Annotated in this window: 12 protein-coding genes and 1 pseudogene; 5 read left to right on the plus strand and 8 right to left on the minus strand. The window is 42.4% G+C overall.

Annotated elements, in window-relative coordinates:
- Nucleotides 1-63: 63 nt before the first annotated feature.
- Nucleotides 64-1032 carry a hypothetical protein gene (locus A0256_07065; GenBank protein ID AMR31202.1) on the minus strand — a complete coding sequence of 323 codons (969 nt, stop codon included), beginning with the start codon at nucleotides 1030-1032 and terminating at the stop codon, nucleotides 64-66.
- Between the two features lie 145 nt (nucleotides 1033-1177).
- Here A0256_07065 and A0256_07070 point away from each other — a divergent pair, with 145 nt between their 5' ends.
- The 3 genes from A0256_07070 (at nucleotide 1178) to A0256_07080 (ending at nucleotide 3564) form a co-directional block, all read left to right on the plus strand.
- Nucleotides 1178-2386 (plus strand): serine hydrolase, encoded by a 1209-nt coding sequence (locus A0256_07070; protein ID AMR31203.1) that lies wholly within the window; start codon nucleotides 1178-1180, stop codon nucleotides 2384-2386.
- Between the two features lie 98 nt (nucleotides 2387-2484).
- Complete coding sequence (locus A0256_07075) at nucleotides 2485-2790, plus strand: hypothetical protein (GenBank protein AMR31204.1); 306 nt, start codon at nucleotides 2485-2487, stop codon at nucleotides 2788-2790.
- 93 nt (nucleotides 2791-2883) lie between these two features.
- Nucleotides 2884-3564 carry a hydrolase gene (locus tag A0256_07080; GenBank protein ID AMR31205.1) on the plus strand — a complete coding sequence of 227 codons (681 nt, stop codon included), beginning with the start codon at nucleotides 2884-2886 and terminating at the stop codon, nucleotides 3562-3564.
- 49 nt (nucleotides 3565-3613) lie between these two features.
- Here the strand turns inward: A0256_07080 and A0256_07085 are convergent, their stop codons facing one another.
- The 7 genes and pseudogenes from A0256_07085 to A0256_07115 all read right to left on the minus strand — a co-directional run bounded on the left by A0256_07085 (nucleotide 3614) and on the right by A0256_07115 (nucleotide 11365).
- Nucleotides 3614-3802: a hypothetical protein gene (locus tag A0256_07085; GenBank protein AMR31206.1), complete on the minus strand. Its 189-nt coding sequence runs from the start codon at nucleotides 3800-3802 to the stop codon at nucleotides 3614-3616.
- Nucleotides 3803-3870: 68 nt separating this feature from the next.
- On the minus strand, nucleotides 3871-5133 hold the full coding sequence (glgC, locus tag A0256_07090; protein ID AMR31207.1) for a glucose-1-phosphate adenylyltransferase: 1263 nt from the start codon (nucleotides 5131-5133) through the stop codon (nucleotides 3871-3873).
- Nucleotides 5130-6554: a glycogen synthase gene (locus A0256_07095; GenBank protein ID AMR31208.1), complete on the minus strand. Its 1425-nt coding sequence runs from the start codon at nucleotides 6552-6554 to the stop codon at nucleotides 5130-5132. The genes glgC and A0256_07095 overlap by 4 nt, the downstream gene beginning before the upstream one ends.
- A 205-nt stretch (nucleotides 6555-6759) precedes the next feature.
- On the minus strand, nucleotides 6760-7311 hold the full coding sequence (locus tag A0256_07100) for a hypothetical protein (GenBank protein ID AMR31209.1): 552 nt from the start codon (nucleotides 7309-7311) through the stop codon (nucleotides 6760-6762).
- Nucleotides 7312-7547: 236 nt separating this feature from the next.
- Complete coding sequence (locus A0256_07105) at nucleotides 7548-10358, minus strand: DNA polymerase I (GenBank protein AMR31210.1); 2811 nt, start codon at nucleotides 10356-10358, stop codon at nucleotides 7548-7550.
- A 147-nt stretch (nucleotides 10359-10505) separates the two neighbouring features.
- Nucleotides 10506-11057, minus strand: coding sequence for a DNA-3-methyladenine glycosylase (locus A0256_07110; GenBank protein AMR31211.1), 552 nt, complete (start codon nucleotides 11055-11057; stop codon nucleotides 10506-10508).
- Nucleotides 11050-11365, minus strand: a pseudogene (locus tag A0256_07115) (hypothetical protein). The gene A0256_07110 and the pseudogene A0256_07115 overlap by 8 nt, the downstream one beginning before the upstream one ends.
- Before the next feature lie 81 nt (nucleotides 11366-11446).
- Here A0256_07115 and A0256_07120 point away from each other — a divergent pair.
- Together A0256_07120 and A0256_07125 are read left to right on the plus strand one after the other, a co-directional pair.
- Nucleotides 11447-12676, plus strand: coding sequence for a hypothetical protein (locus A0256_07120; protein ID AMR31212.1), 1230 nt, complete (start codon nucleotides 11447-11449; stop codon nucleotides 12674-12676).
- 12 nt (nucleotides 12677-12688) lie between these two features.
- The gene (locus tag A0256_07125) at nucleotides 12689-13075 is read left to right on the plus strand and encodes a glyoxalase (protein AMR31213.1); all 387 of its coding nucleotides are present in this window, start codon (nucleotides 12689-12691) and stop codon (nucleotides 13073-13075) included.
- Nucleotides 13076-13170 lie beyond the last annotated feature (95 nt).

Genomic DNA, 13170 nt, shown 5'->3' on the forward strand with positions numbered 1-13170 from the left:
AATTTATGGTTTTATATGGAGTACGCGGAATGCAATGTGGTAATCTTTTTGGTACAGAAAAATTTAATAGGCAGGTTGATTTGCAGCTACCCAATTGTTTAGTGCTTTCGCTTTTTCGGGGTTATCCATTAGCCACTTTGCGTTAGCCGCGTTAGCAGGCTGGCTGATATAACGTACAAAGGCGGGCATGTTTTCGGTTTGAGAAAGCTGATTAAAATAACCCGAAAACAGGAATTGCCCTATGGATGTATCGTTTACGGAAAATACAGCGCTAAGCTGCCCGGCAAGCAAATCAGCAGAAGAACTGTATCTCCTGGACGCCAGGGGTGAAAGTGCTTTCTTTAATAACAATTTCTGCCTGTTTGCTTCGGTAAGCGCAGCACTTGATGGCTTGTAACCCGGTTCGGGCTTAAGCTGCCCGCCCTGCAGGATATTTTGCAGATTATTGAAAGCCTCCGAACTTTGCGGTGAATTGGGTTGTAGGGTTAAAAACCTGCAAAACCCATAAACGGCTTCCAATCTTTTGTTTTGATGGAAAGCAGCTAACGCATACATGCGGGTGCTGCCGGCGTCATTCGCATCTTTTGTTATTGCCGCAGCAAAGGTGAGGCCGGCCTCGTTGTATTGTTTGTTGCGAAAGTATGCAATGCCTAAGTTGTAATAAATGCGCTGGTTAGTTGTATCAGCCGCAATGCCCTTTCTATACGCTTCGATGGCGTTAAGCAATTGGTTGCTGCTGCTATAAATGCTGCCAGACAGGCTGTACGCAGCTGCTGTAAATTTAGCGTTCGTGCTTAACCGGATTGTCCGTTTGATATAAGGGATCGCCTCCATATTTTTTCCACTTGAAAAAAGAGTAAAGGCCAGCTGATAATTGGCTTGGATATGATTGCTATCGACGCCTAAGGCGGCCCTGAATTTTTCAATAGCATCGGTATATTTTTTTTGGCTGGTCAGCCCGATGCCTTGCTGCACCAGGTCATTAGTATTGTTTTGCGCCTGCCCATAAACCAAACCCGTGCCAGCAACCATCGAGGAAACAATTAAAACCCTAACCCACACACTCATGCCTAAAATTAACCTGTTTTTAATTATGTTGAAACATTAATTGAATTTTAATCTAATACGTGCTATATAATTTCCATTTTTGCTTTCGTTTAACGAAGTATTTTTTCCTATGAATTTTGTTCTAAAAGCTACTGCTACCTTTGTAGCTTCTTTGTTTATATTGGCTTCCTGTTCCAACGGCAAAACTGATAAAAAATCCAATGCCGATCCGCTAAAACCCTTTGATTCTTCGGGATTATTAAAATATGACGCTAAAAAAGGCGACAAAAAGATAGATGATTTTATGCAACACCTGCACAAGGTGAGCGGGTTTAACGGGAATGTGCTGGTAGCAAAAAAAGGTAAAATCCTGTACGAGGGTACCTTCGGCTGGGCCAACCACCTCACCCGCGACAGTTTGAAGATCAACTCTCAATTTGAACTGGCATCGGTTACTAAAACCATGACGGGTACTGCCATCATGCAGCTTTGGGAACGTGGCAAAATAAAACTGGATCAGGATGTACGAGATTTCTTCCCGGATTTTCCATACGAAGGTGTAACGATCAGATTGCTGCTCACCCACCGGTCTGGCATGATGAACTATGTTTACTTTGTAGATAATATTTACCGTACCCAGCATTTAAATCAAAAAAAGGGTTTAACGAATGCCGAGGCAATGGCCATGATAGCGAAATACAAACCGGCCCGGTTTAATAAGCCCAACGTTAGGTTTTTATACAACAACAGCAATTTTATGGTGCTGGGTGCTATTATAGAAAAGGTAACCGGTAAAACCTATGCTGATTATATGATGGAGAATGTGTTTAAACCTGCTGGGATGAAGCACACGGCCGTATATTCCAAAGCGGTTTATGAAAAGATACCCGCGGATGTTGTAGGACACGACCGTAACAGCTGGAAATATTCGGTAGCGCAAAACTACCTCGATGGCCCTGTGGGCGATAAGGGGATTTACAGTACAGTAGGAGACCTGTATATTTTTGACCAGGCGTTAAGGGCTGGGCACTTGATCAAACCTGCCACACAAGACTCTGCTTATACCCCGCATAACCCAATGGTTCGCGGGCACTTTAACTATGGTTATGGCTGGCGCTTATTTGAAGCACCAGGCCAGAAGGTAGTTTATCATACCGGTTGGTGGCACGGCTTTCGCCACATATTTTTGCGCGATATGAAAAACGATGTTACGATTGTTTTGTTAGGTAATATGGTTAACGGGAGCCTTTTACACTTGGATGATCTGTTTAAAATTACAGGAATGCCAGTGGTACGTAAAGGAGCCTACAACGGGGCAGGTGATACGGCGGAAGATTAGCGTGCCCCCCGCCCCCCTGAAGGGGGAGTTAATATTTGAGATGTTTATAATAAATCCCTACTCCCCCTTCAGGGGGCTAGGGGGCTTTAGGAGGTAATATGTTTGATAAATTAATGGAAGCTCAGCAAAAAGCTGGCGAAGTAAAGCAAAGGTTAGATGCCATTACCGTTACCGGTACGGCAGAGGGTGGTAAAATTACGGTTCAGGCCAACGCCAACAAAGTGGTGAAATCGATCGCTATCGACGAGTCGTTTTTAAAAGAAGCGGATAAAGAGGAATTGGAAGAATTGCTGGTTGTTGCCATAAATAAAGCAATGGCGGAGGCTGATAACGTAAGCCAAAGTGAAATGGCGGCCATGACCAGTGCCATGTTTGGCGGTATGGGTGGTTTGTTTGGTAAATAAATGTTGCAACATTGTAATATTGATGATATAGCAAACAGGGTATAGTTTTTACCGTTGTGTACTTGATAGTTTACCAAATTTAAAAAATTAGCTATGAAAGTTACCTATTATGGCCAGTCGACAATAGAACTCGAGGCCGACGGCAAAAAATTATTGTTCGATCCATTTATCACCTACAACGAATTAGCAAAAGGTATTGTTGAGGTTTCGGCTTTAAAGCCGGATTATATCCTGGTATCCCACGGCCACGGCGATCATGTTGCCGATTTGGTGGAGGTGCAAAAACAAAGTGGCGCAAAAGTTATCTGTATTGCCGAAATAGCCGATTGGCTGGGCAAGCAAGGCATTGACAATGTGCACGGGATGAATATCGGCGGCGGCTTTAATTTCGATTTTGGACGTGTGAAAATGGTGAATGCCATACACTCCAGTGCACTGCCCGATGGTTCTAACGGTGGCAACCCTGCCGGTTTTGTGATTTATAGCGAAGGTAAAGTAATTTACTTTGCAGGTGATACAGCACTTACCTATGATATGAAGCTATTGGAGGGTGAAAACCTCGATTGGGCTTTTTTACCATTAGGCGATAATTACACGATGGGCGCGGATGACGCTATTAAAGCAGCAGGTTTTATCAACTGTAAAGACATTATTGGTATCCATTACGATTCCTTCCCGGTGATCAAGATAGATAAGGAAGAGGTGAAAGGAAAATTCATTAAGGCCGGGCTAAATTTAAAATTGCCGGCTATAGGCGAAAGCTTAGATCTGTAATAAAACAATAAAGGCTCCGGGTTACGGAGCCTTTATTGTTTTGGATGAATTACATCTTCATGGTGTCTTTCTTCATTGTTGAATCTTTCATCATTTTGTGTTTCTTCATCATTTTTTTCTTCACTGGCTTCTTCTTCATCGTAGTGTCTTGCTGAGTTTGCACTGGCGTTGCCGCGAATGCATTAATGCTGCCAAACGAGATCGTAGCGACAGCAACCATACAGATAGCTTTTTTCATGATTAGTAAGTTTATTTAGTTGTTGTTATATAACAAATTAACCTGGGAATGTTCAATGCTATTGCAGATTAAATCACCGTCCCGCTCGGTATAACTGCACGTTTTTTAACAATAACAATACCATCAACTACTGTGTAGGTTGGGAAGTCTCCATCCGGTAACCTGCCGCCACAATTAATTTTCACATCGTCTCCAATATAGGTGTTCTTATCTATAATGGCATTTCGCAATGTACACCGGTCGCCTATCCCCATAATAGCTTCCCCTTTTGCTTTTGCTGCAGCAATTTCATCAAGGGTTTGATAATTATCGCTGCCCATTATATAACAGCTGTCGATGGTGGTGTACAAGCCTATCCGGGTACGGATCCCAACGATTGACCGGGTTATTAAACTGGCGTTGATAATACAGCCATCTGCAATGATTGATCTGTCCAGATGCGTGCCAGAGATCTTTGTTGGCGGCAGCATACGCGCCCGTGTGTAGATGTGGTTTTTATCAAACAGATTAAACTGCGGGATATCATCTGTAAGGCCGAGATTCGCGTCAAAGAAAGAAGGGATAGTACCAATATCTGTCCAGTAACCTTCATATTGATAACTAACTACTTTATGCCCTTCTATAGATTGCGGGATGATCTCTTTGCCGAAATCGGTATGGTCGTTACCTTCCAACAATTCATATAAAAGTTGACGGTTAAATATATAAATACCCATCGAAGCCAGGTAAATACGCCCCTGCGCCTTCATTTCCGGACTAACTTCTGACACCCAATTTTCAAAACCGCTTTTTGGTTTTTCGATAAAAGAAGTGATCAGATTGTCGCTATCGGTTTTTAAAATCCCGAAACCAGGAACATCGCTTACATCAACGGGTATAGTAGCTATAGAAATGTCAGCCTTCTTTTCGATATGCTGGTTGATCATTTCTTCAAAATCCATCTGGTATAGCTGATCGCCGGATAGAATCAGCACATAATCAAATTCGTGCACGGCCAGGTGGTGCAAACTTTGCCTTACTGCATCGGCAGTGCCCTGGAACCAGCCTGCACTGGTAGGGGTTTGTTCTGCAGCCAATATATCAACGAAAGCAGTGCTGAACGTGCTGAAGTGATAAGTGTTTTTGATGTGTTTATTTAACGATGCTGAGTTAAACTGCGTTAACACGAAGATCCTGTCGATACCTGAGTGTAAACAATTAGAGATAGGGATATCAACCAAACGATATTTACCAGCAATTGGCACTGCAGGTTTTGAGCGTGTTTGTGTTAGCGGTGCTAAACGGCTGCCCTGGCCGCCGCCAAGTACAATGCTGATTACTTTTGATGTCATATTTTCGGGATTAAGCTTTCATAGAGGTCAATATATTCTTTTGCCGACCGGTACCAGGAAAAATCGAGGCCCATCATGCGCTTGCGCAATAGTTGCATTTTTTTAGTGTCGCGGTACAATTCAACCGCCCGCGTAACTGATGTACTGATGTCATCAACACTCGTATTATTAAAACGGATGCCGTAACCACCCTCGTCGGCGAAATCGATAACGGTATCAGCCAGCCCCCCGGTGGTGCGTACCATCGGCACCGTACCGTATTTGATGGCGTAAAGCTGGTTGAGTCCGCATGGTTCCACACGTGATGGCATCAATAAAAAATCGGCCCCGGCATAGATCAAATGTGCAAGCGATTCATCGTAGCCTATAAATACATTGCAATTATCCGGGTACAAATCTTTTAGTTTTTGAAGTGCCATTTCGGTTTCGGCATCGCCGGCACCTAATATCAGGAAGTTAACTTCATCACCATGTTGCTGGATGCTTTTTTCGATAGCAGCCGGCAGCATATCGGCTCCTTTTTCAACCACCAGCCGGCCTATAAATACAATCAGGGGTTTGTCCGGTGAAAGATGAAAACGTGTGCATAACTCTTCTTTATTCTTTTGTTTGCCCTTACTAACCGTAGCCGCGCTGAATTTGTTTGGCACCATCGGGTCTGTTTCTGCATTCCAAACATCGGTATCAATACCATTGATGATTCCGTGCCCCTTAAAGCGTTCTACATAAAATAGATATTCCAGTCCGTTTGAGCTAACGGATAGTTCTTTTAAATAATTGGGCGATACCGTAGTAAACTTCCAGCAGCATTTAACCGCACAGGCAAGGGGATTTATGCCGCCGTTCCAATCCAACAGGCCGGTTTTATAAAAATCAACTTCGGGTAACAGGTGGAAGTGTTCCCAGCCAAAAGCCCCGTGGTATTGGCCGTTATGGATGGTAAATATGGTTGGGATATGTGCCAGCCTGCGATACAATGCGGAGTGATACATCAGGAAAGGAACCAGCCCGGAATGGTGGTCGTGGCAGTGCACCAGGTCAGGGGTTTGGCCGCTCCAATTGATCCAATCCAGGAAACAGATCTGAAAGGCCAGGAATTGCTCGCGCTCATCAGGGTAGCTGTAGATATTTTCACGATCCAGTAAACCCGGGATTTTGATCATATACAGCTCAAACCCTAGTTCGTCGGTGCTTTCCTTTATTACTTCGAAATAAATTCTCCGTGTGCCCAATAATGTAGCTCCCTGGAAAACTATATCAAAAGTATGCTCATGTACAAATTTGCGGTTATAAAAAGGCATAACCACTGCCGCGTTTTGCCCGGCCTGGTTTTGGTATTTTGGCAGTGCGCCAACAACATCTGCAAGCCCGCCAACTTTGGCAATTGGGTAGCATTCGGCACTGAGGTGGAATATTCTCATTTGGGTTTATATAGAGGTTAAGGTACTAAACATTTCCCCAAATGAACAAACACATTATTTGAAAAATGTGTTTGAATTGCTGTTATTATTTAATTAAAAAGGTTCAATAGTTGTCATTTCAATATTTTTTGAAAATAGGCAGATACCCCAATTGCCAATTTCGAAATCTGCTGTAAAGCGGTAGGATAGAAAAAGAATCTGGAATTTAAAACGTTAGATCACAAGCCAACACGGCAGACCTTAAGACGCCCGTTTCTTCATAAGTTTGCTGGTAAACGCCGGTAGTAGCTAACGTAAGCAAAGTTGTTTTTTTGTTTTCAGGATCAATTAAGAAATATTCTTTGATACCTGCTTTTTCGTAAAGTGAGCGTTTACGCTGGGGATCATAAGTGCGGTTTCGTGACAATATTTCTAAGGCAATATCTGGTGAGCCGTATATACCGTCGTTTTTAATTTTATTTAGGTTGTGATTTAAAAGCACAATTAAATCCGGCTGTACCACAGAATCCATAGTTACCAGATAAACATCAATAGGCGAGGGGATCACTTTGCCTAAATTCGAATCTTTTAAAAAGAAATAAAGTAAAGCATGCAAATCCGACAGTAAAAGCTGATGCAAGGGTGTAGGCGATGGCGACATAGTTAGCTCGTTAAATATAACTTCACAGCGCGTACCCTCGGGGAGCACGCGGTAAATATCCACTGCTGTAGCAGGTATTTCTGTTATTACTTGTTGATATTTATGCTTGTCGTCCATACAACTCCTAAAGCGCCTTAAACAAATATAACCATTGTAATAAATAAACCTTAAGTGGATAAATTATTTGAACACTCATTTTTCGAACATCGATACAGTGGGCGTGCGTTGGAGTCGGTCGGTCTGAATTATTTTAAGTTCGCCATAGTGGATATCATTAAAGCTTTGAAATGAGTAAACTTTTAGAAATATAGCCTATCATCGCCGGCAGGCAAATATTAAATTTCTGAAATTTATCAATGTGCCTCCAGCCAGTTCTTTCCCGTGCCTATTTCCACCATGATCGGTACTTCGGTTTTAATGGCGTTCTTCATGTTTTCCAGTATGATCGGCTTTACAATCTCAATCTCATGATTCGGCACATCAAACACCAGCTCATCATGCACCTGCATCGTCATACGGGCATCCAATTTTAAGGTTTTAAATTCACGGTGAATATTGATCATGGCTATTTTGATCATATCTGCAGCCGATCCCTGGATAGGGGCGTTTATAGCGTTTCGTTCGGCAAAGCCGCGTACAGTTTGATTGGCTGAGTTGATATCGCGCAAATACCTGCGACGGCCCATCAACGTGGTTACATATCCGTTCTCACGGGCAAAGTTCATGGTATCGGCCATGTATTGTTTTATGCCGGGGTACTGGGCAAAATAGTTTTCGATGATATCGGCCGCTTCTTTCCTCGGGATACCAAGGTTTTGCGATAAGCCAAAGGCAGATTGCCCGTAAATGATTCCGAAGTTTACCGCTTTGGCGTTTCGGCGCTGGGTGCTATCCACATCTTCAATACCCACACCATATACTTTAGCTGCAGTAGCCGTATGGATGTCGATGTTATCGATAAAAGCCTGGCGCATGTTAGGGTCTTTGCTGATCTCAGCAATAATGCGTAACTCTATCTGCGAATAATCCGCAGATACGATGCTGTGATTTGCGTCGCGGGGGATAAAAGCTTTCCGCACTTCGCGCCCCCGTTCTGTACGGATCGGGATATTCTGCAGATTGGGATTGTTGGAGCTTAAACGCCCGGTAGCCGCAACCGCCTGGTTATAGCTGGTATGAATGCGGCCGGTTTTGGTATTTACCATTGTTGGCAATGCATCCACATAGGTAGATTTAAGCTTTTGCAGCTGCCTGAAATCAAGGATGTCTCTCACGATATCGCTTTTAGCCGCCAGGGCCAGCAGCACATCCTCCCCGGTTTGGTACTGGCCTGTTTTAGTTTTTTTAGCTTTAGGGTCAAGCATTAGCTTCTCAAACAGCACTTCGCCCAATTGCTTTGGAGAGGCAATATTGAATCTGACGCCCGCCTTTTCAAAAACGGTTTTTTCCAGTTTGGCTATATCAGTTTCTAGTTCTTTACTAAATTCCTTCAAAGTTTCATGGTCTATTTTTACACCTTCGTGCTCCACATCAGCCAGTACATATATCAGTGGGTTCTCAATCTCATGCAGTAGTTTTTCGGCACCAACTTCTTTAATCTTAGGTTCGAAAATGGTTTTCAGCTGCAGGGTAACATCTGCATCTTCTGCGGCGTAATCTTTAATTTTTTCAATTTCCACATCCCGCATGTTACCCTGATTTTTTCCTTTAGGTCCAATTAGTTCGGTGATGGAAACCGGTTTATAATTCAGGTAATTCTCTGATAATACGTCCATGCCGTGGCGGGTATCCGGATCGATCACATAGTGCGCCATCATGGTGTCAAACAAATCACCTTTCATTTCAACATCGTACCACTTCAGCATCAGGATGTCGAATTTTAAATTCTGGCCTGTTTTGCCGATCGTTTCATCTTCAAACAGCGATTTAAATTCTGCAACAATGGCTTTAGATTGCATTTCATCAATGGGTACCGGTACATACCAGCCCTGGTTATGTTTTACAGCGAAGGAAAGGCCCACCAATTCACATTGATTGGCATCTGTGCCGGTAGTTTCGGTATCAAAACAAAAAGTTTTCTGCTGTTTTAAAATGTTGATGAGTTCGGCCCGTTTTTCAATTGTATCTGCTAAGATATAGTCATGCGGTACGGTGTTTATGTTTTTAATTTCAACCGGCGTAGGGGCTTCATAAATATCTTCTACATCCACCGTGAGCGTAGTGCGCCCGCCTGCTACCGCATTGCCGAACAAGTCGGTTTGTACCGATACGGCCCGGGTTTCGGTAATGCTAAAATCGTCACCAAACACGCGGCGGCCCAGTGTTCTAAATTCCAGATCAGCAAATAAGGGCTCCAAAAGATCCTTACTTGGCGCACACATTTCCAGCCCTTCTTCATCCAGCTCCACCGGGGAATTCAAATTGATAGTAGCCAGCCTTTTAGACATCAGTCCCTGCTCGGCAAAGTTCTCTACGTTCTCGCGTAGCTTCCCTTTTAATTCATGACTATGCGCTATGATCTCTTCAACAGAGCCATATTGTTTAATCAACAGCTTTGCGGTCTTTTCGCCCACACCGGGGATGCCCGGGATACCATCAACGGCATCGCCCCACAAACCCAATATATCTATCACCTGTTCCGGGCGTTCAATTTCCCACTTGGCCAATACTTCCTTTACACCAAGGATCTCCATATCGTTACCCATGCGGGCCGGTTTGTATATGCGGATGTTCTCGGAAACCAGCTGTGCAAAGTCTTTGTCAGGGGTCATACAATAAACCTGGTAGCCTTTTAGCTCAGCTTTTTTGGCGAGGGTGCCAATGATATCATCTGCTTCGTAGCCATCACTGGTAATGAGCGGAATGTTGAAGCCCAGCACCACTTTAAATATGTAAGGCAATGCTTTGCTCAAATCTTCGGGCATCGCTTCGCGGTGAGCTTTGTACTTTTCGTATTCGGTATGGCGTTCTGTTGGCACATCTGTATCAAATACCACGGCCATATGCGTAGGTTTTTCTTTTTTCAATACATCCAGCAAGGTATTGGTAAAGCCCATAACTGCCGATGTATTGAGCCCGCCGGATGTAAAGCGGGGAGATTTACTTAATGCAAAATGCGCCCGGTAAATTAGGGCCATACCATCAAGGAGAAAAAGCTTCTTCATATATAGAGTGAATTACACTGATTGTAAAAATGATTACACCGATTGGCGTTTGTTTTCAAAAGTACGATTATTGTTGCCGACGGCCCAAAATCTAACGCATCATTTTTACAGTTATGTTATCGGTGCAATTGTGAGAAACCAATGCAATTATCTGAAATCGCACTGCGGTACATGGTCGTTAACCATACCGGTAGCCTGCATAAAAGCGTAGCAAATGGTAGTGCCAAAAAATTTAAAACCTCGTTTTTTCATGTCTTTCGCAATCGCGTCAGACTCGGCTGTGCTAACCTGCGGGCCATTATAAACCGTTACAGGCTTCCCATGCGGCATAAAGCCGTATAGATAGTTATCGAAGGAGCCAAATTCTTTTTGCACCTCCATAAACAATTGCGCGTTCCGGATGGCCGACGATACTTTTAACCGGTTGCGAATAATGCCTGCATCCTGTAATAAACGCTGTTGGTCCTCATCAGTGAAGGCCGAAACCTTTTCTACATCAAACCCGGCAAATGCATTTCGGTAGCCATCGCGCCGGCGCAAAATGGTAATCCAGCTTAACCCGGCCTGGGCAGATTCCAGCGTCAAAAATTCAAAGAAGATCTTATCATCATGCACAGTTTTGCCCCATTCTTTATCATGGTACTCCATATAAAGCGGATCGGTGCCGCACCAGGTGCAGCGGGTTAATTGTTTAGCCATTTGCGAATAAATTTACTAATTTTTGTCTAGCCATTACAACCGCATTCAGTTGATCCAAGTATTCCACTGCTGTAAAGTAGTGCGGGGTAAAAATAAAGCCGCCCGCCAGGTTGGCAATCATTAATACATTGTTGAATTCATTATTTTTTATACCTGTTTCGTGGTATTTGATTAGGTGGTATTTAATACAATCGTCGAGGGGTAATACCATAGAGGCAACAAGGCCAGGCATCACTTTAGTTTTAGTATCCTATAAGCCATCAGCGTAGATGATATTCGTATTGGCAATATATTATGCTGTAGTTCATTGTAGTACGACAGGCTTCAAAATCATATATTTAATCGCCATTTGTTGTTATATTTGATGTTTTACAAACCTAAATATATACATGAAGTATTTTTACCTTACCTTATTATTAATCATTTCTGCGCCTGCACTAATTAAAGCGCAGAGCAATTTTAAACCAGGCTACCTAATAGATTTAAAAGGTGATACGATTAGGGGCCTTGTTGATATAAAGGAATGGAACCAAAACCCTGATAGAGTTGACTTTAAGCTAAATGACAATTCTCCGGTAAATCACTATTTGCTTGATAACATGCTTGGCTTCGGCGTGCCTGGTAATTCTGATTTTGAAAAATTTGAATTGCCGGTTAGTTTAGATTATGCGGATGCCAACAATACTACTTTTAGGACCATTGATTCAACTGTAAACAGGAAAATGTTTTTAAAAGTTGTTTCAACAGGTAAACTTGCAAATCTTTACAGCTATACAGATTTAATTAAAACAAGATTTTTTATACGAGATAATGATGATAAGCATATTGAAGAACTGATCTATCATTTTTACTATTCTGGTGGGTTGTTAAAAACCGTAACCCGTTACAAAACGCAGTTGCAATTTGTTGCTCAAAATACCCATATGGCTGGTAATACACTCGCCAGGAGGATACAAACGGCAAATTATCTGGAGAGTGATTTAACAAAAATTGTGCAAATGATTAACCAAAATAAAAGTGGTAGTTTTTCAGCAGAGAAGCTTTTCGCCTCAAGGTTTTTTATTGGTGCCAGTTACGTTAATACATCTTTATCCTACAACCACTCCAATCCTAATGCATCAGGCACATTACATCACTCTTCGCCCAAGCTCAATGCGGGTATCGATTTAATATTTAACAAAAAAACACAACAGGTATTTTTTAGGGTAGAGACTGGCTATAGCGAGAATAAGTTTAGTTTCCCCCTTTTAGTTAACTCTTTTGCCCGGTATGATAATTATGTTAATCAAAAAGTACTGTCACTAGCACCTGTTGTAGTATATAATGCCTATGCTAGTGACAATTTCAAGATTTTTGTGGCGGGTGGTTTTTTGTATAATTATTATAATTACGACAATTATGACATTTATTCATACTCAACGGACGCGCCAAAAAGGGAAGTTAGTCCCGATTTGAAGTTTCAACGGTCTTCTGTACATATACTTTTAAAAACTGGAGTAATGATTTACAGACACTTGGAATTAAACTTTGGGTATGCAACAACCACAGAAGTATCAGTAACTAATTCAGCCATTTTTAAAATGGGATCTTACCAGGCAGGATTTAATTTTTTATTCTAATAATTGAACCTTATGCAAAGTCTTTCTCCCAACTTTTTCGTTAACGACATTGATAAAACTATCGAATTTTATACCATTTTAGGTTTTGATTTGGCAATGAGCGTCCCTGAGGGCGGCCCTGATTTGGTTTGGGCCATGATGGTAAAAGGCAGTGTAACGGTGATGTTCCAAACTTTTGAAAGTTTGGCTCAAGACTTGCCGGAAATTAGCCGGAGCAACGGGGGCTCGCTATTATTCTATATCAAATTAGAGGATATCAGAGCTTTTTTTGAGGATATAAAAGACAAGGTAACCGTATTAAAGGGCCTTGAAAAAACCTTTTATGGCGCAACAGAGTTTTCTATCCTTGATAATAACAACTACGTTTTAACTTTTGCTGAAGACGAAAAGGCTCACTAATTGACCGCTTTTGTTTAATCAGGCCATCCCCGAAAAATGATCATCAAACTTATTTTTACGTTGGCTATTCGCCGCCTGCAAAAATAGCTGGTTAC

This window comes from Mucilaginibacter sp. PAMC 26640, assembly GCA_001596135.1.
Classification (GTDB): Bacteria; Bacteroidota; Bacteroidia; order Sphingobacteriales; family Sphingobacteriaceae; genus Mucilaginibacter.

What these genes read in the sequence shown, in the direction of transcription:
- A0256_07075 (AMR31204.1), top strand. Translation starts at nt 2,485, where the DNA reads ATGTTTGATAAATTAATGGAAGCTCAGCAAAAAGCTGGCGAAGTAAAG.
- glgC (AMR31207.1), bottom strand. Translation starts at nt 5,133, where the DNA reads ATGACATCAAAAGTAATCAGCATTGTACTTGGCGGCGGCCAGGGCAGC.
- A0256_07100 (AMR31209.1), bottom strand. Translation starts at nt 7,311, where the DNA reads ATGGACGACAAGCATAAATATCAACAAGTAATAACAGAAATACCTGCT.
- A0256_07110 (AMR31211.1), bottom strand. Translation starts at nt 11,057, where the DNA reads ATGGCTAAACAATTAACCCGCTGCACCTGGTGCGGCACCGATCCGCTT.
- A0256_07085 (AMR31206.1), bottom strand. Translation starts at nt 3,802, where the DNA reads ATGAAAAAAGCTATCTGTATGGTTGCTGTCGCTACGATCTCGTTTGGC.
- A0256_07065 (AMR31202.1), bottom strand. Translation starts at nt 1,032, where the DNA reads ATGGTTGCTGGCACGGGTTTGGTTTATGGGCAGGCGCAAAACAATACT.
- A0256_07070 (AMR31203.1), top strand. Translation starts at nt 1,178, where the DNA reads ATGAATTTTGTTCTAAAAGCTACTGCTACCTTTGTAGCTTCTTTGTTT.
- A0256_07120 (AMR31212.1), top strand. Translation starts at nt 11,447, where the DNA reads ATGAAGTATTTTTACCTTACCTTATTATTAATCATTTCTGCGCCTGCA.
- A0256_07105 (AMR31210.1), bottom strand. Translation starts at nt 10,358, where the DNA reads ATGAAGAAGCTTTTTCTCCTTGATGGTATGGCCCTAATTTACCGGGCG.
- A0256_07125 (AMR31213.1), top strand. Translation starts at nt 12,689, where the DNA reads ATGCAAAGTCTTTCTCCCAACTTTTTCGTTAACGACATTGATAAAACT.
- A0256_07095 (AMR31208.1), bottom strand. Translation starts at nt 6,554, where the DNA reads ATGAGAATATTCCACCTCAGTGCCGAATGCTACCCAATTGCCAAAGTT.
- A0256_07080 (AMR31205.1), top strand. Translation starts at nt 2,884, where the DNA reads ATGAAAGTTACCTATTATGGCCAGTCGACAATAGAACTCGAGGCCGAC.